General features: G+C 53.5%; 21 protein-coding genes, 1 pseudogene and 1 riboswitch. Of the genes and pseudogenes, 5 read left to right on the top strand and 17 right to left on the bottom strand.

Translation table 11 applies throughout. From position 1 onward, the window contains the following. Positions 1–18: 18 nt before the first annotated feature. The 6 genes and pseudogenes from JTI85_RS08035 to moaA all read right to left on the bottom strand — a co-directional run bounded on the left by JTI85_RS08035 (position 19) and on the right by moaA (position 3,449). Positions 19–706: pseudogene (locus JTI85_RS08035) on the bottom strand (Bax inhibitor-1 family protein). A gap of 41 nt (positions 707–747) precedes the next feature. Then, complete coding sequence (gene moaE, locus JTI85_RS08030; RefSeq protein ID WP_061067572.1) at positions 748–1,200, bottom strand: molybdopterin synthase catalytic subunit MoaE; 453 nt, start codon at positions 1,198–1,200, stop codon at positions 748–750. 1 nt (position 1,201) lies between these two features. Then, positions 1,202–1,447 carry a molybdopterin synthase sulfur carrier subunit gene (gene moaD / locus JTI85_RS08025; RefSeq protein ID WP_219352396.1) on the bottom strand — a complete coding sequence of 82 codons (246 nt, stop codon included), beginning with the start codon at positions 1,445–1,447 and terminating at the stop codon, positions 1,202–1,204. Continuing rightward, positions 1,440–1,925, bottom strand: coding sequence for a cyclic pyranopterin monophosphate synthase MoaC (gene moaC / locus JTI85_RS08020; protein ID WP_003035188.1), 486 nt, complete (start codon positions 1,923–1,925; stop codon positions 1,440–1,442). The genes moaD and moaC overlap by 8 nt, the downstream gene beginning before the upstream one ends. 2 nt (positions 1,926–1,927) lie before the next feature. Further along, a complete protein-coding gene (gene moaB, locus JTI85_RS08015) occupies positions 1,928–2,440 on the bottom strand; it encodes a molybdenum cofactor biosynthesis protein B (protein ID WP_048212213.1) in 513 nt (170 codons plus the stop codon). A 19-nt stretch (positions 2,441–2,459) separates the two neighbouring features. Then, positions 2,460–3,449 carry a GTP 3',8-cyclase MoaA gene (gene moaA, locus JTI85_RS08010; protein WP_219352395.1) on the bottom strand — a complete coding sequence of 330 codons (990 nt, stop codon included), beginning with the start codon at positions 3,447–3,449 and terminating at the stop codon, positions 2,460–2,462. Continuing rightward, positions 3,437–3,582, bottom strand: a riboswitch (molybdenum cofactor riboswitch). It overlaps the preceding gene by 13 nt. Positions 3,583–3,871: 289 nt before the next feature. Between moaA and yvcK the strand changes: the two genes are divergently transcribed. Continuing rightward, positions 3,872–4,780, top strand: a complete 909-nt coding sequence (gene yvcK / locus JTI85_RS08005; RefSeq protein ID WP_219352394.1) for a uridine diphosphate-N-acetylglucosamine-binding protein YvcK — start codon at positions 3,872–3,874, stop codon at positions 4,778–4,780. 94 nt (positions 4,781–4,874) lie between these two features. Here the strand turns inward: yvcK and uvrB are convergent, their stop codons facing one another. Further along, on the bottom strand, positions 4,875–6,896 hold the full coding sequence (uvrB, locus tag JTI85_RS08000; protein ID WP_061067568.1) for an excinuclease ABC subunit UvrB: 2,022 nt from the start codon (positions 6,894–6,896) through the stop codon (positions 4,875–4,877). A 768-nt stretch (positions 6,897–7,664) separates the two neighbouring features. On the opposite strand from uvrB, the gene JTI85_RS07995 reads away from it, so the two are divergent. Beyond that, a complete protein-coding gene (locus JTI85_RS07995) occupies positions 7,665–8,387 on the top strand; it encodes an ABC transporter ATP-binding protein (RefSeq protein WP_061067567.1) in 723 nt (240 codons plus the stop codon). Here the strand turns inward: JTI85_RS07995 and bioD are convergent. From bioD to bioB, 4 genes are read right to left on the bottom strand one after another with little or no spacing between them, the layout of a single operon-like run. Further along, the gene (gene bioD, locus JTI85_RS07990; protein ID WP_061067566.1) at positions 8,353–9,051 is read right to left on the bottom strand and encodes a dethiobiotin synthase; all 699 of its coding nucleotides are present in this window, start codon (positions 9,049–9,051) and stop codon (positions 8,353–8,355) included. The genes JTI85_RS07995 and bioD overlap by 35 nt on opposite strands. Beyond that, positions 9,014–9,799, bottom strand: coding sequence for a malonyl-ACP O-methyltransferase BioC (bioC, locus tag JTI85_RS07985; RefSeq protein ID WP_219352392.1), 786 nt, complete (start codon positions 9,797–9,799; stop codon positions 9,014–9,016). The genes bioD and bioC overlap by 38 nt, the downstream gene beginning before the upstream one ends. Next, positions 9,783–10,940, bottom strand: coding sequence for an 8-amino-7-oxononanoate synthase (bioF, locus tag JTI85_RS07980; protein ID WP_061067564.1), 1,158 nt, complete (start codon positions 10,938–10,940; stop codon positions 9,783–9,785). Before bioF ends, bioC begins: the two co-directional genes overlap by 17 nt. Next, positions 10,937–11,977, bottom strand: a complete 1,041-nt coding sequence (gene bioB, locus JTI85_RS07975; protein WP_003837062.1) for a biotin synthase BioB — start codon at positions 11,975–11,977, stop codon at positions 10,937–10,939. The genes bioF and bioB overlap by 4 nt, the downstream gene beginning before the upstream one ends. Before the next feature lie 76 nt (positions 11,978–12,053). On the opposite strand from bioB, the gene bioA reads away from it, so the two are divergent. Further along, the gene (bioA, locus tag JTI85_RS07970) at positions 12,054–13,343 is read left to right on the top strand and encodes an adenosylmethionine--8-amino-7-oxononanoate transaminase (RefSeq protein WP_172741476.1); all 1,290 of its coding nucleotides are present in this window, start codon (positions 12,054–12,056) and stop codon (positions 13,341–13,343) included. Positions 13,344–13,400: 57 nt separating this feature from the next. After that, a complete protein-coding gene (locus JTI85_RS07965) occupies positions 13,401–13,877 on the top strand; it encodes a kinase inhibitor (protein ID WP_219352391.1) in 477 nt (158 codons plus the stop codon). A gap of 89 nt (positions 13,878–13,966) precedes the next feature. Here the strand turns inward: JTI85_RS07965 and hutH are convergent, their stop codons facing one another. The 5 genes from hutH to hutI form a co-directional block, all read right to left on the bottom strand. Continuing rightward, on the bottom strand, positions 13,967–15,487 hold the full coding sequence (gene hutH / locus JTI85_RS07960) for a histidine ammonia-lyase (protein ID WP_219352390.1): 1,521 nt from the start codon (positions 15,485–15,487) through the stop codon (positions 13,967–13,969). A gap of 1 nt (position 15,488) precedes the next feature. Continuing rightward, the gene (gene hutU, locus JTI85_RS07955) at positions 15,489–17,174 is read right to left on the bottom strand and encodes a urocanate hydratase (RefSeq protein ID WP_101741874.1); all 1,686 of its coding nucleotides are present in this window, start codon (positions 17,172–17,174) and stop codon (positions 15,489–15,491) included. 136 nt (positions 17,175–17,310) lie between these two features. Continuing rightward, positions 17,311–18,030, bottom strand: a complete 720-nt coding sequence (locus JTI85_RS07950) for a histidine utilization repressor (protein ID WP_061067558.1) — start codon at positions 18,028–18,030, stop codon at positions 17,311–17,313. Positions 18,031–18,117: 87 nt separating this feature from the next. Next, entirely contained in the window at positions 18,118–19,059 is a 942-nt protein-coding gene (gene hutG / locus JTI85_RS07945; RefSeq protein ID WP_048212224.1) for a formimidoylglutamase, read from the bottom strand. Then, positions 19,056–20,279 carry an imidazolonepropionase gene (hutI, locus tag JTI85_RS07940; RefSeq protein ID WP_219352389.1) on the bottom strand — a complete coding sequence of 408 codons (1,224 nt, stop codon included), beginning with the start codon at positions 20,277–20,279 and terminating at the stop codon, positions 19,056–19,058. The genes hutG and hutI overlap by 4 nt, the downstream gene beginning before the upstream one ends. 224 nt (positions 20,280–20,503) lie before the next feature. On the opposite strand from hutI, the gene JTI85_RS07935 reads away from it, so the two are divergent. Next, positions 20,504–21,787 (top strand): putative acyl-CoA thioester hydrolase, encoded by a 1,284-nt coding sequence (locus JTI85_RS07935; RefSeq protein ID WP_219352387.1) that lies wholly within the window; start codon positions 20,504–20,506, stop codon positions 21,785–21,787. A 47-nt stretch (positions 21,788–21,834) separates the two neighbouring features. On the opposite strand, the gene JTI85_RS07930 is transcribed toward JTI85_RS07935, so the two are convergent. Continuing rightward, a partial coding sequence (locus tag JTI85_RS07930; protein ID WP_219352386.1) for a hypothetical protein occupies positions 21,835–24,165 on the bottom strand: 2,331 nt, incomplete at its 5' end.

Raw genomic sequence — 24,165 nt, 5'->3', positions numbered from 1 at the left:
CCATCCGGCAACAGAGAATTAACGACGATTACCGAAAATACGCAGCAGCATCAGGAACAGGTTGATGAAGTCCAGATACAGCGTTAACGCCCCAAGAATGGCGTATTTACGCAAGTTGGAACTGTCGCGCAGGTCAATTTGCTCACCGATATTTTTCAGCTTTTGCGTGTCATAGGCGGTCAGGCCGACAAACACAATCACCCCAATGTAGGTCACCGCCCACATCAGCGCTTCGCTCTTCAGCCAGAAGTTAACCAACGAGGCCAGAACGATACCAATTAACGCCATAAACAGCATGTTGCCAAAGCCGCTGAGATCGCGTTTGGTGGTGTAGCCGTACAAACTCATGATACCGAACATCCCGCCGGTGACCACAAAGGTACTGGCGATAGACGAATAGGTATAGACAATGAAAATGCTTGATAGCGTCAGACCGGTTAACGCCGAGTAGAGCCATTCCAGCGCTGAGCTTTTGCACCATGCCGGACAGGACAAATACCAGCGCCAGCTGTGCAATGATCAGCCCAAAGAAGGTAATTTTGCTGGAAAAGACAAACATCATCACCGCAGGCGTATTCGCCGCGTACCATGCAATAAACGCCGTCAGTAACAACCCACAGGTCATCCAGCCGTACACCTGCGCCATGTAGGTTTGCAGGCCGGAACGGGCCTGCACAATAGAATCGGATCGTGGGAATCGGTCCATGACAATCTCCTGAGTCAGTATGTGCCTAAACCAATTGTACTCTACCAGCGTTTTGCTGCTTGCTTATCGCTGTCGCGGGCGTCGACCCAACGTTCACCTTCTGGCGTGGCTTCGCGTTTCCAGAACGGCGCACGCGTTTTCAGGTAATCCATAATGAATTGCCCGGCATCAAACGCGCTACTACGATGTGCACTGGTCACACCGACAAAAACAATTTCATCGCCCGGCCACAGTTCGCCAATACGATGGATCACCGTTACCCGGCCCAGCGGCCAGCGCGAACGCGCTTCGTCGACGATTTCCGCCAGCGCTTTTTCAGTCATCCCTGGATAGTGTTCCAGCGTTAACGCCTTAACGCTGTCACCGAGATTGTGATTGCGCACTTTACCGGTGAAGGTGACCACCGCGCCGTCTTCATCGCGCTCTGCCAGCCAGGGATACTCATCCCCGACGCGAAACGGCGCATGGCCAACAACAATTCGCGTTTCAGCCATTTTAGCCTCCGGTTACCGGCGGGAAGAAAGCGACTTCATCACCCGCGTTAAGAGGATGATCAAAACTGACCAGCGTCTGATTTACCGCCGCCAGCAACTTACCGTCTTCCAGTGCCAGCGCCCAGCGATCGCYTTTGCCYGCCAGATGCTTGCGCAGCGCTTCTACCGTTGCAAACTCGGCGGCAACTTCTAACGCATCGGTGTTGACCAGTTCGCGTACCTGAGCAAAGAAGAGAACCTTAATCATGTGCATCCACCTTAAAATCCCCCGACTTGCCGCCGCTTTTTGCCAGCAAACGCACCGGACCAATCACCATATCCTTTTGCACCGCTTTGCACATATCGTAAATGGTCAACGCCGCTACGGAGGCAGCTGTTAACGCTTCCATTTCAACGCCGGTTTTACCGGTCAGGCGACACAGCGTTTCAATGCGTACGCGATTGTGCTCCGGCTCGGCGTGAAGATTGACTTCGACCTTGCTCAGCATCAGCGGATGGCACAGCGGGATAAGATCCCAGGTACGTTTGGCGGCCTGAATACCCGCAATACGCGCCGTGGCGAATACATCACCCTTATGGTGGCTGCCATCGATAATCATCGCCAGCGTTTCGCTACGCATGGTCACGAATGCTTCAGCACGCGCCTCGCGTACGGTTTCCGCTTTGGCGGAGACATCCACCATATGCGCTTCGCCAGCGGCATTAATATGGGTTAATTGCGACATACTTATTTCTTCAAATGTGGGTGGAAATTACACGGACGCGTACGGGCATCAAGCTGCGGCGCAATGATATTTTCCCAGGCGGTACGACACGCTTTGGTCGACCCCGGCATGGCGAAAATCAGCGTTTTATTGGCCACCCCGGCAACCGCTCGAGACTGCAGCGTCGCGGTGCCAATCTCCTCGAAGGAGAGCATACGGAACACTTCGCCGAAGCCTTCGACTTCTCTGTCAAACAGCGGCAGCAGCGCTTCCGGTGCCTGGTCCCCTTCGGTTAACCCAGTGCCGCCGGTAATGAGCACCACCTGCACATCGTCACTGGCAATCCAGGCTGAAACCTGAGCGCGAATCGCATAGCGGTTCTCTTTGACAATCGCCTTATCAACAATCTGATGACCCGCTTCCAGCGCCGAGTCGCGCAGATAATGGCCGGAGGTGTCATCTTCTTCGCCACGACGGTTGGAAACAGTAAGAATAGCAATGCGTGTCGGGATAAATTCAGCGCTTACCTGACTCATGAGAAACTCCTTTTAGCGATCAGCCGCCAATGTAAGATAAGTTTTGCGTAATACCGGTATTGTTCTGATGCAGGAAATGGGTCTGCTTTTTCTCCAGCAACGCGGCAGAGATACGTTCTTCAAGCGCAGCCTGCTGGGCGTCGTCGGTCAGCAAATCACGCAAGTTCACCCCGCCTTCACCAAATAAACACAGATGAAGTTTGCCGACGGATGAAACACGCAGGCGATTGCAGGTGGCGCAGAAGTCTTTCTCATAAGGCATGATCAGACCAATTTCACCGGCATAGTCAGGATGACAGAAAACCTGAGCCGGACCGTCGCTGCGCTGGCGTAACTGGTGGATCCAGCCGCGAAGCAGTAGCTCATCGCGCAGTACCTGCCCGGAGATATGGTGTTTGCGGAAGAGAGAGCTGCCCTCGCCCGTTTCCATCAGTTCAATAAAACGTAGCTGAATCGGCCGTGGTTGAACCCAGGCGAGGAAGGTGTCCAGTTGATGATGGTTTACGTCGCGCATCAGCACGGTGTTGACTTTCACTTTTTCAAAACCGGCATCGAAGGCGGCGTCAATCCCCGCCATCACCTGCTGAAACTTATCCTGCCCGGTAATGGCGTGAAACTGACGGGCATCCAGGCTGTCGACGCTGACGTTGAGCGCGGTCAGTCCGGCATCGCGCCAGGCAGCAGCATCGCGCGCCAGACGATAACCATTGGTGGTTACCGCAATCTGACGGATGGCGTCGTTTTCACGTACGGCAGCAATAATGTCGGTAAAATCGCGACGCAGTGACGGTTCGCCACCTGTCAGACGCACTTTTTCCGTTCCCAGGCTGGCGAACGCACGCGTGACGCGGCGAATTTCATCAACGGTCAGAAAGCCGTTATTAGTCACACCACCTGGCTTATAGCCATCTGGCAGACAGTAAGTGCAACGAAAGTTACACACATCGGTAATCGACAAACGCAAGTAGTAAAACTTACGCGCGAATGCATCGGTAAGTTGAGAGCCCATGTACACCTTTCCAAATACGGGAGGCGAAGTCATTTCTTCCTGCGCCCTGGTGACAATCGTATTCACGTATCGTCACGGCCAAAGCACCGTATCATTTGACCCAGGTGCAGAGGCTAGAGTGTTTATACTCGTCATGCTTCGAGTACATTGTGGTTATGCCGATACTAGCGTGTAAATGACACTTTTGCCATGTACACTTTCGCTGTATAAATATGTATATAGCGGCATGATCGTGCAATTTCGCTACAGAATAAGCAAAAACCATCGTTTTGCATTGATATACATCATCTTGCTATCAGGTGGATGTCGTCAGAAAGGGGTAGATCGCAGAAAATTATTTTCTGCAGATGGCGACTGGATAATTGCTGAAAACACGCTATTTACGTTACTGTAACGCCGATCAATTGATATCAGGAATAACTATGCGCACTCGTACGCTGGCAGATCTGGACCGCGTTGTCGCTCTCGGCGGAGGGCATGGATTAGGACGCGTTCTGTCGTCACTTTCTTCTTTAGGTTCACGCCTGACGGGCATCGTCACGACCACCGATAACGGCGGTTCCACGGGGCGAATTCGCCGTTCAGAAGGCGGCATTGCATGGGGAGACATGCGGAACTGCCTCAACCAGTTAATTACCCAACCAAGCGTCGCATCGGCGATGTTTGAGTATCGTTTTGGCGGTAATGGCGAACTTTCCGGCCATAACCTCGGAAATCTGATGTTAAAGGCGCTCGATCACCTCAGCGTGCGGCCTCTGGAAGCCATCAATTTAATTCGTAGCCTGCTAAAAGTTGATGCACATTTAATTCCCATGTCAGAACTACCGGTGGACCTGATGGCGCTCGACGATCAGGGACATGAAGTGTATGGCGAAGTAAATATCGACCAGCTCACTACCCTGCCGCAAGAATTAATGCTCTCACCTAAAGTTCCCGCCACGCGAGAAGCGATTGAAACCATCGCCGAAGCGGATTTGATTCTGATAGGACCAGGCAGTTTTTACACCAGCCTGATGCCGATCCTGCTACTCGACGAACTGGCACAGGCGTTACGTCGCACGCCGGCCCCGATGGTCTACATCGGTAACCTGGGTCGCGAATTAAGCCTGCCAGCGGCCAGCCTGACGCTTAACGATAAACTGGCCATCATTGAGCAATATGTTGGTAAGAAGGTGATTGATGCGGTGATTGTCGGACCAAAAGTCGATGTTTCGGCCATGACCGACCGCATTGTGATTCAGGATGAACTGGAGGCCAGCGATATTCCCTACCGTCATGACCGTCAATTGCTGCATAGCGCGCTGGAGAAAGCGGTGCAGGCGTTAGGTTGAACGTATTTGCCTGATGCGCTGCGCTTATCAGGCCTACAAACACGATCTACCCTGTAGGCCGGATAAAGGGTTTACCCCGCCATCCGGCTACGCGTTAAGACGCCGCGATAAACAGCTCGCGCAGTTGATGCAACTGGTCGCGGATCGTCGCGGCCTCTTCGAACTCAAGGTTCTGGGCATGCTGCATCATCTGACCTTCTAACTCGTGAATCTTCTGCTGCAGCGCTTTCGGCGTCATGTCCAGCTCAACAACCTCGGATTTCGCCCCGGCACGCGACTTCCCTTTACCTTTCGCTTTGGTCTTCGCAATATTCTGCCCCAGCGCCAGAATATCGACCACTTTCTTGTTCAGCCCCTGTGGCGTAATACCGTGCTCTTCGTTATACAGTTGCTGTTTCTCGCGACGACGTTCGGTTTCACCAATGGCCTTCGCCATCGATGCGGTAATTTTATCGCCGTAGAGAATCGCTTTACCGTTGATGTTACGCGCCGCACGACCGATGGTCTGGATAAGCGAACGTTCAGAACGCAGGAACCCTTCTTTGTCCGCATCCAGAATCGCCACCAGAGAGACCTCAGGCATGTCCAGGCCTTCTCGCAACAGGTTGATACCAACCAGCACGTCAAACTCGCCCAGGCGCAAATCACGAATGATTTCCATACGTTCCACGGTATCGATGTCGGAGTGCAGATAGCGCACCCGCTCGCCATGTTCTTCGAGGTATTCGGTGAGATCCTCCGCCATGCGTTTGGTAAGCGTTGTGACCAACACACGTTCGTTAATCGCCGCACGGGTGCGGATCTCCGACAGCAGGTCATCAACCTGTGTCGCCACCGGACGCACTTCAATGACCGGATCCAGCAGGCCGGTCGGTCGAACCACCTGATCGACAACTTCATCACCGGATTTCTCCAGCTCATAGTTGCCCGGCGTCGCTGAGACGTAGATGGTTTGTGGGGCCAACGCCTCAAATTCTTCAAATTTGAGCGGGCGGTTATCCAGCGCCGACGGCAGACGGAATCCGTATTCGACCAGGGTCTCTTTACGTGCCCGGTCGCCACGGTACATGCCGCCAATTTGCGGAATCGTAACGTGAGATTCATCCACCACCAACAGGCCATCGGCAGGCAGGTAATCAAACAGCGTCGGCGGCGGCTCGCCCGGACCGCGTCCGGACAGATAGCGTGAATAGTTTTCAATCCCCGAGCAGTAACCCAGCTCGTTCATCATTTCCAGATCGAACTGCGTACGCTGGCTTAAACGCTGTTCTTCTACCAGTTTGTTGTTCGCCAGCAGGATTTTGCGGCGCTCCGCCAGCTCGACTTTAATTTCTTCCATTGCCTGCACGATACGTTCGCGCGGCGTCACGTAGTGGGTTTTCGGGTAAATGGTGAAGCGCGAAATAGTGGATTCAACCTGCCCGGTTAGCGGGTCGAACAGCGACAAGCGCTCAACTTCTTCATCAAACAGTTCAACACGCAGCGCGATATCGTCAGATTCGGCCGGAAAGATGTCGATCACCTCACCACGCACGCGGAACGTCCCGCGCTGGAATGCCTGATCGTTACGCGTGTATTGCAGTTCAGCAAGCCGGCGCAGGATCGCGCGCTGGTCGATAATCATCCCCACCGTCAGATGCAACATCATCTTCAGATACAGATCCGGATCGCCCAGACCATAGATAGCGGAAACAGAGGCCACCACCACCACATCCCGCCGTTCAAGCAGGGCTTTGGTCGCCGACAAACGCATCTGTTCAATGTGTTCGTTTACCGACGCATCTTTCTCGATAAAAGTATCAGAGCTCGGGACATAAGCCTCCGGCTGATAATAGTCGTAGTAGGAGACGAAATATTCCACTGCGTTATCCGGGAAGAACTCTTTCATCTCGCCGTACAACTGGGCTGCGAGGGTTTTGTTAGGGGCCAGCACCATCGTCGGACGCTGTAAATCCGCAATCACGTTGGCAATAGTGAATGTTTTCCCCGACCCCGTCACCCCGAGCAGCGTCTGATGCGCCAGACCATCCTCCAGCCCTTCTTCCAGGCGACGAATCGCCTCAGGCTGATCGCCAGAGGGTTTAAAAGCGGAATTCAGTTTGAACGGTTTACTCATGAGCAGCTACCTGAAGCAATGGGCGGGCAGGTGTGTAATTTTACTCGCAGTAGTATATTTTGCCAGTAAAATATACTGGATGAAAAAACAGTAACGCACCAGAATATTTCTGTTACGCCATCAGAATGCCCGTCAGAGCAGGCTAAAATTTTGGCACTGGCGAGATAAAACACCAGTAAAAATGTGTTATCCCCAAACCAATGACTTTTTTAACATTTGTCAAGACGGCAGATGAAAGTTTTATGGCAACGCATGACACTTCCGCGACAGCCATTGCTTTTATCTAACATTCTGTATTTCAATAACTATTCTCTCGAGCCGTCTTTCGCATCAATTTAGTCGCAGGCCGCGTCTTCTCTCGCTTACATTGTGTTTTCTAACTCTAATACACAAGGTTATCCACAGGAATAGTGGATAACTGCCTCCAGCCCGTGCTGACTGCCGCCTGGCAAAAACACCGACTTGCTCTTTTCGGGTGGGATAAAAAAAAATTATCGCCATTTTTTTATATTTATCAGCCAACGGAGCCCTGGAGGCTGTCGAGATCTTGCTCGCATTTTCACCATTTACCTGCCTGCACCATCCCGACGCGACCAGGCACTGGCAATGTGCGCAAAATTAACCCGGATCGTTAAAAACCAGACATCGCTGCCGATGGATCACGCTATCCCGCTGTTTTTCGCGCATTTCCCATTTGTGGCAAGAGATTTGCAATTTTCTTCTGCTCCCCGGCCTGTCGGGCGGATAACTTCATGATGGAGAAAACCTATGTTGAGTCTTCGCGCAGTGAATCACTATTACGGTAACCAGCACACGCTATGGGATGTGGATCTCGACCTGCAGCCCGGCAAATGTACCGGTGTGCTGGGACTTCCGGGGATGGGGAAAACGACGCTGGCCAATTGCATCATCGGCAATTTGCCTATCGAAAGCGGTACGATGGTCTGGCATCAGGCAGGCGCGCCACCGCGCGATCTGAGTCCGATCCCGGCGGCAAATCGCATTGCGCTGGGTATTAACTCCGTTTCACAACAGAGACGGATTTTTTCGCAACTGACGGTCGAGGAAAATCTGCATATTGCGCGCCAGGCGGTTGAAGAAAGCGAAACGATGAACAGCAGCGATATATACCGCCTCTTCCCACAGTTGTACAGTCTGCGTCAGACCAAAGGGGTTGCCTTATCAGAGGATAATCAGCACCAGCTCGCACTCGCCAGCGCGCTGGTTACACGCCCACGCCTGCTAATCCTCGATGAGCCTACGCGAGGAACGGGCCAGGCGTATATCCACAAGCTGGGGAACCTGATTGTGAGGCTAAGCCAGGAGTTGGGTATCGCCATAATGCTCGCAGAGCAAAGCCTGCCGTTTATTCGTCGAGTCGCTGATTGCTATTGCCTGTTACATCGCGGACGCAATGTGGCCCAGGGACAACTGGCGCAGCTCAGCGACCCGTTTCTTAACGACTGGATGGCGCCAGAGGCAAAACGCTAAGGTCGAGATAGTGCCCTGTCGTTGCGCGTTCTGGCTCGTCCTCCAGCCATGGGATTTCCCCCAGCAGCGGAGCCGGAATCGCGCGTTTCAGCGTTGCCATATATTCAGCATGGCGTTTCCCTGGCGGAGTCACATCATTGGCGACCCACCCCGCCAGCGTCAACCCAGCCTGTTGTACCGCTTGCGCAGTCAGAATGGCATGGTTGATGCAGCCAAGCTTGACGCCAACCACCATAATCACCGGCAGTTGTTCTGTTTGTACCCAGTCAGAAAAACTCAGCGTGGGTGAAAGCGGCGTAAACCAACCGCCAGCGCCTTCCACCAGCACCCAGTCAGCCTGCTCTTCCAGCTTACGTAACCCCGCAGACATCACTGAGGCCTGAATAGGGCGACCTTCGTCAGCGCTGATGATATGCGGTGACGTGGGTTCGGCAAAGGTATAGGGATTGATTGCCGTATAGTGCACTGCCACAGCGCTGTTGCGCTGTAATGCCAGAGCATCGCTATTACGCAGACCCTCAGCCGTTATTTCACTACCGGACGCCACGGGCTTATAGCCGACCGTTCGATAACCCAATTGCCCCGCGGCCTGCAGGAGCGCACAGCTGGCAATTGTTTTACCAACCTCAGTGTCCGTCCCGGTGACAAAATACGTTCTGGTCACGTTGAATTACTCCTAAAAAAAGTTGATACGTCAGCGGGTATTTTCCCTGTACAGAGGGCCAGGCTAACTGTAACTGCTGCAGCTGTGAACGGGTCAGTACGCGCTGTTCGCGTCCATCATGGAGATGCGTCGCACCGATCCCTTTGAGCGAGCGCATGGCGCTCAACGCATCGTCAAACCACAGTGTCACCGGATGAAGCTGATACTCGACGTCCCAGCCATGCAGAGCCTTTTCAAGTTGCTCCACGGGCAAGAAACGGTTGGTGTGCTCCCGGTCATCTACCGCTTGCCACGCCCGGCGTAATTCCGGCATCGAGCCGTGTACCAGGGTACTAAACGCCACCGTGCCTCCGGGGCGCACAACCCGGCAAAGCTCACTTAACGCGCCGTGTAAATCGCTGCACCACTGCACCGCCAGATTGCTCCAGGCCAGGTCAAAAGTGGCAGAGTTTTGAGGGATGGCTTCAATATCCGCCAGCAGATAGTGGTGGGCGGCATTTTGCCGCTGTGCCTCTGCCAGCATTTGTTCAGAAAGATCCAGTGCGCTGACTTCGCTTCCCTGCTCACGCCAGTAGCGACTCATGCGCCCTGGGCCGCACCCCGCATCCAGTACCCGTGCATAATCCCGTTCACCAAGCAGCGCCAGCAAGGCGTCGGCGCTTTGGCACTGTAGCCCGGCATGTTGTTCATAGTGGGAAGCGGCGCGTCCAAATGCAGCAGCAATGGCCTGCTTATTGACCTGCGCCATGCAGCACCTCCAGCAAGCGGTCGATATCCTGGCATTCATGCGCCTGCGTCAGCGTCAGCCGTAATCTGGCGGTGCCGACCGGTACCGTAGGAGGCCGGATGGCGGTCACCCAACAACCTTGGGCGCGTAAAACCTCCGCCAGTTGCAGTGCTTTATGGTTATCGCCCACGATCAATGGCTGGATGGCACTGTCTGAGTTTGCCAGCGTGAAATCCGCAATATCCAGGCCAGCACGAAAACGTTGGATCAGCATGGCCAGTTTTTCCCGGCGTTCATCGCCCTCACGACTGCGGATCACTGCCAGCGCGGCACGCAATGCCTGCGCCTGAGCAGGCGGCATGCTGGTGCTGTAAATCAGATGACGGGCAAACTGCAGCAGATAATCGGCCACGCTGTCTGAACACAGGATTGCCGCGCCGCTGACGCCAAATCCTTTCCCGAAGGTCACCACTAACAGCTCAGGTTTCACCTGCTGTCGGAAGCATGAGCCACGCCCTTCCTCACCGCTAACGCCTATACCGTGGGCATCATCCACCAGCAACCACGCATTCTGGTGCTGCGCCTCAGCGTGAATTTCCGCCAGCGGTGCGCTGTCGCCATCCATGCTGAACACGCCTTCGGTCACCACCAACTGCTGCCCCGGACAGGGGGCAGACAGCAGACGAGCCAAATGTTGCGGGTCGTTATGGGTAAAACGGCGTAACACGGCGGGGCTCAGACTGGCCGCTTCCAGCAACGACGCATGGCTGAGGCGGTCGGCGACAATCCGGTCATCTTTTCCCATCAACGCTGTGATCACCGCCTGGTTGGCGGCGAAACCGGAAATGAACAGCAATGCTCGTGAATAACCCAGCCATTGCGCCAGTTCGTCTTCCAGCGCCTGATGCGCGATGGAATAGCCGCTAACATGGCCTGAACCCCCGCTGCCGACGCCAAAACGTTCAGCCCCCTGCTGCCAGGCACAGACTATCTGTGGATGGTGACTCAACCCCAGATAATCGTTACTGGAAAAATTCAGATACTGACGCCCCTCGGCCAACAACCAGCGCCCTGCCCCCTGTGTCACCGCATAGCGGCGACGCAGAGCATCAGCAGAACGACGCAAAGTGAGCGCATCATCAATTTTTTGCTGCCAGGTCATACGGTTGCCGCGTTGTAGTAGTCGTCTGTATCCGGGGTGCGCAACGCCTGCTCCAGACGTTGCTGCTGTTCGTTATCGCCCGCCAGTACCGCCGTTTGCTGCGGATTCAGACCGAGTTTGCGGAATAAAAGCAGATCTTTGTCTTCGTTCGGGTTGGGTGTAGTGAGCAGTTTGCAGCCGTAGAAAATCGAGTTGGCCCCGGCCATAAAACACATTGCCTGGGTCTGTTCGTTCATCTGCTCGCGCCCGGCAGAAAGACGTACGTATGAGGTCGGCATCATGATGCGCGCGACGGCGATAGTACGAATAAAATCAAACGCATCCACATCGTCGTTATCGGCAAGCGGCGTGCCCTTTACTTTCACCAGCATGTTGATGGGGACGCTTTCCGGTGGTGTGGGTAGGTTCGCCAGTTGCAGCAGCAGGCCCGCGCGATCGGTCACCGTTTCACCCAGCCCCACAATCCCGCCGGAGCAAACTTTAATGCCCGCCTCACGCACTTTATCCAGCGTATCCAGGCGCTCCTGATACGAACGGGTGGTAATGATATTGCCGTAAAATTCCGGCGAGGTGTCGAGGTTGTGGTTGTAGTAGTCCAGACCCGCATTGGCCAGGCGCTGGGCCTGAGATTCGTCCAGCGTGCCCAGCGTCATACAGGCTTCCAGCCCCAGTTCTTTCACGCCCTGAACCATTTGTTCCAGGTACGGCATATCGCGTTCGTGAGGGTTCTTCCACGCCGCGCCCATGCAAAACCGCGTTGAACCGGCTTGTTTCGCCTTACGTGCAGAGTCCAGAACCTGTTCAACTTCCATCAAACGTTCCGTTTCCAGTCCGGTTTTATAGCGGGAACTTTGCGGGCAGTATTTGCAGTCTTCCGGGCAAGCACCGGTCTTAATCGACAGCAGTGTACTCACCTGTACCTGCCGCGGATCGAAATGCTGACGATGAACCTGCTGCGCTTCAAACAACAGATCCAGCAGCGGTTTTTCAAATAATTCGGTGACTTGCGACATTGTCCAGCGAGAAGAATGAGCCATATTGATATACGTTTCGTTGTCAGTTTGGTGTAGACTCGTAAACCTAAATCTTTTTAATTTGGTTTACAAGTCGATTATGACAACGGACGATCTTGCGTTTGACCAACGCCATATCTGGCACCCTTACACCTCCATGACCTCCCCGCTACCGGTTTATCCGGTGGCCAGTGCCGAAGGTTGTGAACTGCTATTAGCCAACGGTGAGCGGCTGATTGACGGTATGTCGTCCTGGTGGGCGGCGATCCACGGTTACAATCACCCGCAGCTGAACGCCGCGATGAAAACGCAGATTGATGCCATGTCGCACGTGATGTTTGGCGGCATTACCCATGCCCCGGCTATTGCGCTGTGTCGCCAGTTGGTGGCGATGACGCCCGAGGCGCTGGAGTGCGTTTTTCTCGCGGATTCTGGTTCGGTCGCCGTGGAAGTTGCGATGAAAATGGCGCTGCAATACTGGCAGGCCAAAGGTGAATCCCGTCAGCGTTTCCTGACGTTTCGTAACGGTTATCACGGCGATACTTTCGGCGCAATGTCGGTCTGCGATCCCGACAACTCGATGCACAGTCTGTGGAAGGGTTATCTGCCGGAGAACCTGTTTGCGCCCGCCCCGCAAAGCCGCATGGGCGGCGAGTGGGACGAACTGGATATGGTACCGTTCGCCCGCCTGATGGCCGCGCATCGCCACGAAATTGCGGCAGTGATCCTTGAGCCGATTGTGCAAGGCGCTGGCGGCATGCGCATGTACCATCCTGAGTGGTTAAAGCGCATCCGTAAGATGTGTGACCGTGAAGGTATCCTGTTGATTGCCGATGAAATCGCCACCGGATTTGGTCGCACCGGCAAAATGTTTGCCTGTGAACACGCCGATATCACCCCGGATATTTTGTGCCTTGGCAAAGCGTTAACCGGCGGGACAATGACCCTTTCCGCCACTCTGACCACCCGCCAGGTCGCGGAAACCATCAGCAACGGTGAAGCCGGATGTTTTATGCACGGCCCGACTTTCATGGGCAATCCACTGGCCTGCGCCGTCGCCTCCGCCAGCCTGTCGTTACTCGAAACCGGCGAGTGGCGCTCGCAGGTAGCGAACATAGAAGCGCAACTGCGGGCAGAGCTCGCCCCGGCGGCTGATTCCCGTTGGGTCGCCGACGTGCGCGTGCTTGGTGCCATCGGCGTCATCGAAACCACGCATCCGGTGAATATGGCCGCTTTACAGAAGTTCTTTGTCGAACAGGGCGTGTGGGTAAGACCGTTTGGTAAGCTCATTTATCTGATGCCGCCGTACATCATCAAGCCCGAACAATTGCGTCGTCTGACCCAGGCCGTCAACGAGGCTGTGCGCAATGCAACATTTTTTAGCGATTAACCAGCGGTAAGCTCTACGGTTTCTGGCTACACTTTTTGGCTAACGAGAGGAGTCAGCATGAAACTAATCAGTAACGATCTGCGCGATGGCGAAAAGCTTCCTCATCGCCACGTCTTTAACGGCATGGGATATGACGGGGATAATATTTCCCCGCATCTGGCATGGGATGATGTGCCCGCCGGGACTAAAAGCTTTGTCGTGACCTGTTACGATCCTGATGCGCCAACCGGCTCCGGCTGGTGGCACTGGGTGGTGGTAAATCTGCCTGCAGATACCCGGGTTTTACCACAAGGTTACGGCTCGGGGCTGGTTGCGCTACCGGATGGCGTGATTCAGACCCGTACGGATTTTGGTAAAGCCGGTTATGGTGGCGCTGCGCCGCCGAAAGGGGAAACCCACCGCTATATCTTTACGGTTCATGCGCTGGATGTGGAGCGTATTAATGTCGATGAGGACGCCAGCGGCGCGATGGTTGGATTTAACGTCCATTTCCACTCGCTCGCCAGCGCCTCAATTACGGCGATGTTTAGCTAACCTCCGTGCCGGATGGCAACGCTAACGCGTTTTATCCGGCCTACGAGCTGGTTTGTAGGCCGGATAAGCGCCAGCGCCATCCGGCATTTTTACAGAAACTCCGGAACTAAATGCAGCAACGCGCCCTGCGCTAACAGTTCGGTCGCGCACTCGATATCCGGGGCGAAAAAACGGTCCTGTGTATAGTGGGCAACCTGCTCGCGTAAAGCCTGGCGCGCCTGCTCCAGCAGCGGGCTTGAGGTTAACCCTTCACGCAGGTCAATCCCCTGACACGCCTCCAGCCACTCTACGGCAATCACGCCGCGCGTATTCGCCGCCATCTCCCACAGTCTGCGGCCCGCCGCTGGCGCCATTGAGACATGATCTTCCTGGTTGGCGGAGGTTGGCAGGCTGTCCACGCTATGCGGATGCGCCAGCGCTTTGTTCTCGCTCGCCAGCGCGGCAGCCGTGACTTGAGCAATCATAAAGCCGGAGTTCACCCCACCGTTTTTCACCAAAAACGGCGGCAGTTGCGACATGTGTTTATCCATCATTAACGCAATGCGTCGCTCCGACAACGAGCCGATTTCCGCAATCGCCAGCGCCAGATTATCTGCCGCCATCGCCACCGGTTCAGCATGGAAGTTGCCGCCGGAAATCACATCTCCCTCTTCGGCAAATACCAGCGGGTTGTCGGAAACCGCGTTGGCTTCGACCAGCAGAACATCCATCACCTGGCGCATTTGCGTCAGACACGCCCCCATCACCTGCGGCTGACAGCGCAGAGAATACGGATCCTGCACTTTCTCACAGTTATGATGCGACTGCGAAAGCGCGCTGGTGTCAGTTAATACGTGACGATACAGCGTCGCGGCATCAATCTGCCCACGCTGTCCTCGTGCGGCATGAATACGGGCATCAAACGGACGACGAGAGCCCAGCACGGCTTCGGTGGTCAGCGCCCCGCACACCGTTGCAGACGCAAACAGTTCCTGAGCTTCAATTAATCCGCGCAGCGCAAAGGCAGTGGACGCCTGAGTCCCGTTGAGCAGCGCCAGCCCTTCTTTCGCCTCCAGCGTAATCGGCTCCAGTCCGGCCTTCTTCAGCGCTTCGGTCGCCGGGAGCCATTCACCCTGCCAGCGCGCCTTCCCTTCTCCCAACAGCGTCAAAGACATATGCGCCAGCGGCGCCAGGTCACCCGATGCCCCCACTGAGCCTTTCGCCGGGATCAGCGGATACACCTCGGCATTCACCAGCGCAATCAGCGCTTCAATCACGCTCAGGCGAATACCGGAAAAACCGCGCGCCAGGCTGTTGATTTTCAGCACCATAATCAGACGCACCATCGCGTCGTCCAGCGCCTCGCCGACACCTGCCGCATGGGAAAGCACCAGCGAACGCTGCAAATTCTGCAAATCTTCCGTGGCGATACGGGTCTGGGCCAGCAGGCCAAAGCCGGTATTAATGCCATACGCCGTACGGCCTTCAGCGACAATATTATTGACGCAGGCGACGCTGGCGTTAATAGCATCGATTGCCCCGGCATCCAGACTCAGTTTGACCGGCTGCTGCCAGATTTCACGTAGCTGGGTAAAACTCAGATGGCCCGGCGTGAGTGTCATGGTGTTCATATCAGCGTTTCTCCTGCGTCGCGGCAACCATCGGCAAATTCAGCCCTTCTTCGACGGCGCATTCCACCGCAATGTCATATCCGGCGTCGGCGTGGCGCATCACCCCGGTCGCCGGATCGTTATGTAAGACCCGGGCGATACGCGCCGCGGCTTCATCGGTGCCATCGCAAACAATCACCATCCCGGCATGCTGAGAGAAGCCCATACCGACCCCGCCACCGTGATGCAGCGACACCCAGGTCGCGCCGCTGGCGGTGTTAAGCAGCGCGTTCAGCAGCGGCCAGTCGGATACGGCGTCTGAACCGTCGCGCATCGCTTCGGTTTCGCGGTTCGGGCTGGCAACAGAACCGGAGTCCAGATGGTCACGGCCAATAACAATCGGCGCGGATACTTCACCGCTGCGCACCATTTCATTAAACGCCAGCCCTAGTTTCTGACGCCACTCCAGGCCGACCCAGCAGATACGCGCCGGTAACCCCTGGAAATTAATCCGCTCACGCGCCATATCCAGCCAGTGATGAAGGTGCTTATCGTCAGCCACGATCTCTTTCACTTTGGCATCGGTTTTATAAATATCCTGCGGATCGCCGGAAAGCGCCACCCAACGGAACGGGCCAATGCCGCGACAGAACAACGGTCGAATATAAGCAGGTACGAAGCCGGGGAAATCAAAGGCATTTTCCACGCCCATCTCTTTGGCCATCTGGCGAATGTTGTTGCCGTAATCAAACGTTGGCACGCCCATTTTGCTAAACGCCAGCATCGCCTCAACGTGCGTTGCCATGGAGCGTTTCGCCGCCTGCACCGTGCCCTGCGGATCGGACACCGCTTTTGCCTGATACTCATCCCAGCTCCAGCCGGACGGCAGATAACCGTGCAGCGGATCGTGGGCGCTGGTCTGGTCGGTGACCATATCCGGGCGCACACCGCGCTTCACCAGTTCCGGCACAACGTCAGCGGCGTTCGCGCATAGCGCAATGGAGACCGCTTTACCTTCGCGGGTGTATTTGTCGATACGCGCCAGCGCATCGTCAAGCGATGTCGCCTGCTCGTCGACGTAACGGGTACGCAGACGGAAATCGATTCGGCTTTGCTGGCATTCAATGTTCAGCGAACACGCCCCCGCAAGCGTAGCGGCTAACGGTTGCGCACCACCCATGCCGCCCAGCCCGGCGGTCAGTACCCAGCGCCCGCTCAGGTTACCCTGATAATGCTGACGCCCGGCCTCAACGAAGGTTTCATAAGTCCCCTGCACGATGCCCTGGCTGCCGATGTAGATCCAGCTCCCGGCGGTCATCTGGCCGTACATCGCCAGCCCTTTGGCGTCCAGTTCGTTGAAGTGTTCCCAGGTAGCCCAATGTGGCACCAGGTTGGAGTTGGCAATCAGCACGCGCGGTGCGTTGTCGTGAGTTTTGAATACGCCTACCGGTTTTCCGGACTGGACCAGCAGCGTCTCATCGGTCTCCAGTTTGGTCAGCGCGTTGACGATGGCGTCATAGCATTCCCAGTCCCGTGCGGCGCGGCCAATCCCGCCGTAAACCACCAGCTCATGCGGATTTTCCGCCACATCGGGATCCAGATTATTCATTAACATGCGCAGCGGCGCTTCGGTCAGCCAGCTTTTGGCCGTTAAGGTGGTGCCGCGTGGGGCACGAATATCCTGCTGACGATATTTGCTATGGGACATGACAGAAAACTCCTCGCGAACGTCGGATAGATAAGTAACATATACTTGTCTATACAAGTCACCGCAAGGATGATTTTAACAATTAAGATACATTTTTATTATATTGCGTCAGCAATCACGGTTTTCATGTCCTGTATCAGGACATAAACCGCCCTTGCAGGCGATAGCGGGAACCCGGGAACAGCAAACGGGCATGAGAGACAATGGATGACGCAGACCAGGTCTTGCGGCGGATCAGCAGGCAGGGATCGTGTTCTTTGATATTCAGCAGCGCGCACTCTTCAGCGCTGGCACGTACCGCTTCAACAATATGCTCACCTTCCGTTAAAGGGGCTATCAGCGACAGGTAAGCATGCGGCGTAGTCTGGCTGTAATCCTGCGCCAGATACTCCGGCACAATTTCGGCATTCACGCAGCGATCTTCAATCTGTACCGGCAGATCGTTCTCGTAGTGCACCATGACAGAGTGAAAAATAGAGGTGCCTTCTTTGACGTTTAATACCAAAGCCTGCTGCGCGTTTGCCCGGGTTCTTTCCAGCGTCAGCACTTCGCACCGGTGCAGATGCTGACGGGCGTTGATTTCATCCGCGATGCTGCGAATTTCAAACAGCGCAGACTGACCTTTTGGCTCGGCGACAAACGTCCCCACGCCCTGCAAACGCACCAGTAAACCTTCATCCGTTAACTCACGCAGCGCCCGGTTGATGGTCATGCGGCTAAAACCATACTGCGCCACCAGCTCTGCCTCAGACGGAATGCGATCGTGAGGTTGCCAGATACCGCTGGCAATTTTTTCGCTGATCTCCTGTTTGACCTTTTCGTAAAAAGGAGCCGGAGCAGAACGGGATGGGAGCATGCGTGAGCCTTCCTTAAGCTGAAAATGTGAGTGGGTACAGTTTACAGGCATTACCCGAACCTGATAAGCGCTACGCCATCAGGTATGTCAGTGCCACCAGTGGGCGATTTGCCAGCCTAATCGCGCCGCAACCCGCGCAGCCCTGCCATCATCATCAAAACGCGGGTTAAACTCAACCATATCTACCGCCTGGAGTTTACCGCTGCGACAAAGAGGTTCAATCAGCCCCAACAACGTCGCCAGCGGGACACCCAACGCGGCAGGCGCGGATACGGCGGGCATTTCCCACACCGGCAGCACGTCGAGGTCGATTGTCAGATAGATGACATCCATGTTTGCAACAAATTGCGCCAGCTGCGCCTGCGCCGTATCACAGTGCAGATCTTCGACCACGGTAACCCCCAGCCGTTGCGCTTCATCCCACAGCGCCTGGGTATTCGCTGCCCGGCTGACGCCAACGCAGGCGTAATGAAATTCACGCTGCTGTTGCTCACAGAGGTGCGCCAGTTGACGAAACGGCGTACCGGAAGTGGGTTGTTCGGCGTAGCGTAGGTCCAGGTGCGCATCGAGGTTAACAATCCCCACTTTTGCCTGCGGGAAGGCATCCAACACCCCTGCACCATGCGCAAATGCCGTTTCATGTCCCCCGCCCAACACGAAGGTGCGCATCTCCGCCTGCAGGCAACGCTGCACCGCTGTACGCAGCGCCTGCTGAGCACCTTCAAGGTCGGGAGCCTGGGCCACAATGTTTCCCAAATCGACCAACCGTTGATGACCCGCGTGACTGGCTAAATTGGCCAGTGCTTTACGCAGCGCGTCCGGCGCTCCGGCGGCTCCCGTGCGTCCCTGATTACGTTTAACGCCTTCGTCGCAGGCAAACCCGAGCAACGCTATCTGCTCGCGATACATTTCTGGGCTAAACGTCGGGCTCTGGGTGATAGTCTGAAACAGGCGCAGCGCATTCGGCGATTCGGCCCGGTCATCACGTCCCTGCCACAGCGCAGGAGAAGCGGGTTGCCAGTTGGTCATGATGGTTGCCCTTTAAATACACGTTGATAGATTGGGTTGCGACCAGGTTCATAGAGAATTTCGACCGGGAGTTCGGCATCCCACACCACAAAGTCGGCCACAAACCCAGCTTTCAGTTGACCGTGAGTGGCATGACGCCCCAGCGCGCGGGCAGCATGACGGGTTACCCCCGCCCATGCCTCTTCCGGCGTTAAGCCAAACTGTACACAGGCCATATTCATCGCCCAGTGCAGGCTAATAAACGGGCTGGTGCCGGGGTTGTAGTCGGTCGCCACCGCCATCGGAACCTGATACTGACGTAATAACTCGACTGGTGGACGCTGCTGCTCTTTGAGGAAATAAAAAGCGCCGGGCAATAGCACACCGACCGTACCGCTTTGGCTCATCGCCGCCACGCCCGCTTCATCCAGATATTCAATGTGATCGGCGGATAGCCCGTGGTAGCGGCTTACCAACTGTGCGCCGCCAAGCAATGACAGTTGTTCGACATGGCCTTTAATCGGGATGCCCAGCGCCTGCGCAGCCTGAAACACCCGCTCACTCTGCGCCAACGAAAAACCAACGCTTTCACAGAACAGATCAACGGTCTCAAACAGACCTTGTTCCCACAACTGCGGCAAAATGGTCTCGCACACCAGCGTAATATAGCCGTCAGGATCATCACGGAATTCCGCTGGCGTCGCATGCGCGGCCAACAGCGTCGGGCTGATTTCAACGATATTTTCTGCCGCCAGCGCTGCCACCACGCGCAATATTTTCTCTTCTGTCGGCAAATCCAGACCGTAGCCGGATTTTATTTCCAGCAGCGTAACACCTTCTTTGATCAGCTGTTCCATCCGCTGATGGGCTACCTGTAAGAGTTGTTCATCGGAGGCGCTGCGCGTCGCCGACACGGTGGCATTAATCCCCCCACCCTGAGCGCTTATCTGCTGGTAGGAGACACCATTTAGCCGCTGCTCCCATTCACCTGCGCGGTTTCCGCCAAAGACGAGATGCGTATGGCAATCAATCAGGCCAGGCGTAATCAGCCTGCCCTGCATATCAAAAGTATTGTCATGTGTGAGATATAACGATGATTCCGGGACGATATCGCGAATCTTGCCCTGGCGGACGATCAGCGCGTGACCATCCACCAGCCCATATGGGGTACCACATTCAGGATCCATAGTCGCCAGGCGGACATTACGCCAGATAGCATCATCAGGGAAAAATTGCTGCATTCGACTCACCACTTGTCATAGGTTGTATAGACATTTATTTTGCATCCTGTGGATGTTGTCAACCTGAAGGACCAAAATTGTTATCTAATTGTGATATAAGGACTCTCTACACCCGAGATTGCTGCTATAAAAAACAACTTTTTACCTTTTCACCTTCCCGTTTCGCTCAACTTAGTATAAAAAAGCAGGCTTCAATGGATAACTTTCAAAGCCCGGAGCAACCTGTGAACATTTCATCAGTTTCCCGTCTGGCGCTGGCTATGGCTTTTGGCGTGACGCTGACCGCCTGTAGCTCTACACCGCCCGATCAAATTCCTTCCGATCAGACCGCGCCAGGAACGTCTATGCGCCCAATTCTGTCGGCCAATGAAGCGAAAAATTTCGTCGCTGCGCACTATTTTTCCGCACTGACGCCAAACACTGCGCCGTGGAGCCCCTCTTCTATTACTTTGCCCGCGCAGCCTGACTTTGTCGTTGGCCCGGCAGGCACCCAGGGCGTGACGCATACCAGCATTCAGGCCGCGGTTGATGCGGCAATCATTAAACGTACCAACAAACGTCAGTACATCGCGATTATGCCAGGTGAATATCAGGGCACGGTCTACATCCCGGCAGCAACGGGAAGCCTGACGCTGTACGGTATGGGCGAAAAACCGCTGGATGTGAAAATTGGCCAGGCTATTGATGGCGAAATGAGCACCGCGGACTGGCGTCGTACGGTGAACCCAGGCGGTAAATATATGCCGGGTAAACCTGCGTGGTATATGTATGATAATTGCCAGAACAAGCGCGGAACCAACATCGGCGAGATGTGTTCTGCTGTCGTCTGGTCGCAGAATAACGGCCTGCAATTGCAGAACCTGACCATCGAAAATAACCTCGGTGACAGCGTTGATGCGGGTAATCACCCGGCCGTTGCGCTGCGTACCGATGGCGATAAAGTGCAGATCGACAAGGTTAACATTCTGGGACGTCAGAACACCTTCTTCGTGACCAACAGCGGCGTACAAAACCGTCTGGAAAACGATCGTCAGCCGCGTACGCTGGTTACCAACAGCTACATTGAAGGTGATGTGGATATCGTTTCTGGTCGTGGCGCAGTGGTGTTCGAGAACACCGATTTCCGCGTAGTGAACTCCCGCACCCAGCAGGAAGCGTACGTGTTTGCACCGGCTACCCTGTCCAACATCTACTACGGTTTCCTCGCCACCAATAGCCGCTTTACTGCAGCAGGCGATGGCGTAGCGCAGTTGGGTCGCTCGCTGGATGTCGATTCCAACACTAACGGTCAGGTCGTTATCCGTGATAGCGTGATTAACGAAGGCTTTAACATGGCAAAACCCTGGGCTGACAGCGTTATCGCAAAACGCCCGTTTGCCGGGAACACTGGTGCGGAAGATGACAAAGGTGAAATTCAGCGCAACCTGAACGACACCAACTTCAACCGCATGTGGGAATACAACAACCGCGGTATTGGTAGCAAAGTGGTCGCAGAACCGAAGCAGTAACAGCGAAAAGGGATGGCTTACCGCCATCCCTGAACATGCCTCTCTACTTATTGCACCAACACTGCCCGGTTGCTGTAAAGGCGGTTGAGTTCTTTTCTGCTGAGTCCGCGTTCTGAAGCCTTGCTTTGAGGTAAATCATCTGCGGGCTGTACAGCGACAGTTTCTTTTGTTTTTGTTCTGGATTCTTTATATTCTTTCACAAGACTGAACAGTTTTTCAGAATGCGTTTTAAGGTCTCCATTCTGCATCTGTTTAATTTCAACTTCATCATGAGCATTAAAAAATGCCGTAACAAACCTATCGAAATTGTCTTCCAGATGTACTTTTGTCATGGCATTGAGATCGTCACCCTTCATTGCAGCATCATTATTCATTGCAATTTGATTTAACATTGCCGCCGCAGAATGAAAAAGACAGTTACCATCACCGTTTACCTGAACAGGTTTCATTGATGATGGGCTAAAACCATCATAATGTCCGTTTTTTAAAAATACGTAAATATCCTTGTTAGTTTCCAACTCTGACCCAATATTTAATCCTCTATTTACAAATCCCGAGTTAAAGTTAACACGACCAAGAAGTCCATTACCATGTCCATCGTTCAAAACATGGAGACGAATGCCTTCACTTGCTAAATATGAGTAAAGAGCTAAAACAGCTATTTCGCCATCAATTTGTGAATGGAATTTCTTGAAATCAATCGCATCGAGAATTTTCGTCTTTAAATCTAACATTTCACTTGTAATATCTACAACATCTTTAACTTGCTGAGGTTGGTTAACAGTATCTACTGAGGTCAAAGTTCTATTTTGAGATTCAATATTTACAGTATCTCGATCACTTACTACTACACGTTCATTTTTTTGAGTCGCCGCCTCCTGAGCCACATCAGTGATACTACTTTCATTATTACCTTTATCTGAAGACATTAATGCGATATCAGGCTTAATATTTTTTTCTACTTTAGAAGCAGTTTGCAATTTATTAGCAGAACTTTCCGTTGATGGCAGTGTTGCGGACAACTCCCTTAATATAGCATCCAGATCAGGTGCCTCTTGCTTTTTCGGTACATTTGGATTAGGGATATCATCCAAATCCAACATTAGATTGAGTAAATCTGCATCTTGCGCTACACCAGTGGATATAGAATCTGAAGCCATAACCTGAGGAATATACTCCCCATTTTCAATTCGTCCTTCGCTATGGCTGTAAACTTTCGAAACAATCGCATTATCGCCATTAATAACAGCCGTTTGCAAAAAACCATCCTTAGTCATGCGAAAGGCGGTCCCTTCAGGTATGCGCAAAATAACTTTATTCAAATGCCCCAGGTTTATTATTTTTTCTTTTAAGGCATCCAGACTTTGCTTCTTGTTTAAGTACTCCTTATACTCAGAACTGTTTTCATCAATTGGCCTTCTGACATCTACTTGATTTACAATAGTCGCTAGATCTGGAGAAAAAATCATACCCTCTACTTTATCTTTGATGAATTCTGAAGAAATAGAACCTTGTGCTATATCTCTGTTTTTACCGCCTTTCACATGCAACTCATGACTAATAACATTAAAAATATCAATTTCTTTTCTATGTATTTCATTTGCTCCATCTTTTCTAGTGACCAGTTGAGCCGAACCATCACTATGCCTGATGATGTTGATAGCTTTGGGATTAACATTAAAGTTTTTAACATCCAGGATATTAATATCCTGGCCAAAAGCACCTTTCACATAGAATTTAAGAGCCTGTATAGTCACTTCATCTTTTATATCTGGAGTGATGATAGCTCTCGTAGCATGATCAATCATTTTTTCAATAAACGATATGTTATTGGATTTATATTGATCATCCTTGTTTTTTTCTGAAGGTACAACTCGCCAGGTAGACATATCAATCACAGGCTGAATATCTCCATTCAGGTCATACTGAATAATGACATCCTTACCTTCTTTTTTATAAGCAAGGCTTAGTCCCAGTCCCGTATCGTTGGCTGAAATATCATACAACCCTTTATTTGCGCCCGCATCAATATAAATTTTTTTAATTTTCTCCCAATGTTTTTCGTACGTCTTGCCGTTATTTCTGTGTCTATAAGATTCCCTAAGTAACGTCACATCTTTGTGATCCAACCGGGCGTAAGAAGGGCCGCTTTCATCCTGATTAGCGATTGCACTGGTACGCAAAAAAGCGGCTTCTGGGGCCGTATTTGCACTCATTAATTGCTTTAACTGCTCTACCAATTCATTAAATTGCGTTGCTAATGTTTGAGCATGATTCAATAATTGTGATTTATTCCCACTATCACTATTGTTAATTTGTGCTAACCGTTCCCGGGCTTGTGCAATCACCCGCTCAGGTTCTGTCCCAACATCCTGTGG

Origin of the sequence: Citrobacter sp. Colony219 (genome assembly GCF_019382635.1) — a bacterium.
Lineage (GTDB): Bacteria > Pseudomonadota > Gammaproteobacteria > Enterobacterales > Enterobacteriaceae > Citrobacter > Citrobacter youngae.
This window is presented reverse-complemented; position numbering and strand designations above follow the sequence as displayed.